The organism is Nocardioides oceani, from assembly GCF_030412965.1.
In the GTDB taxonomy this organism is placed as follows: domain Bacteria; phylum Actinomycetota; class Actinomycetes; order Propionibacteriales; family Nocardioidaceae; genus Nocardioides; species Nocardioides oceani.
Genome location: NZ_JAUHJQ010000053.1, coordinates 1 through 556 on the forward strand (window position 1 = coordinate 1; position 556 = coordinate 556).

The window sequence follows — 556 nt, forward strand, 5'->3', positions numbered from 1 at the left end:
TAGAACAACTTATATTTTTCCATGATCATACTTTATTAATTTTAATTATTATTACTATTCTCGTAAGTCAAATATTAATTTCTATACTTTTTAATAAATTTTCTCATCGTTTTCTATTAGAAGGACAACTAATTGAAATAATTTGAACAATTCTTCCTGCAATTATTTTAATTCTTATTGCTCTCCCATCATTACGATTATTGTATATTATAGATGAAATTTACAATCCTGTTACAACAGTAAAAGCTATTGGCCATCAATGATATTGATCCTATGAATATTCAGACTACAAAAACTTAGAATTTGACTCTTATATAATTCCATCTAATGAATTAAAATCTTTTAATTTTCGTCTTTTAGATGTAGATAATCGAATAGTAATTCCTTTTAATAGCCAAATTCGAATTATTGTTACATCTATAGATGTAATTCATTCATGAACAATCCCTTCTTTAGGTGTTAAAATTGATGGAACTCCTGGACGTTTAAATCAAGCAAGATTTAATATTAATCGAACTGGATTATTCTTCGGTCAATGTTCAGAAATTTGTGGAGC

At 25.9% G+C, this 556-nt stretch carries 1 protein-coding gene and 1 pseudogene; both read left to right on the forward strand.

Annotation, left to right across the window (positions count from 1 at the left end; translation table 11 throughout):
* Positions 1 to 11: 11 nt before the first annotated feature.
* A complete protein-coding gene (locus tag QWY28_RS24500) occupies positions 12 to 146 on the forward strand; it encodes a cytochrome c oxidase subunit II transmembrane domain-containing protein (RefSeq protein ID WP_369292713.1) in 135 nt (44 codons plus the stop codon).
* Positions 147 to 281: 135 nt separating this feature from the next.
* Positions 282 to 556, forward strand: a pseudogene (locus QWY28_RS24565) (cytochrome c oxidase subunit II); the annotation flags it as partial.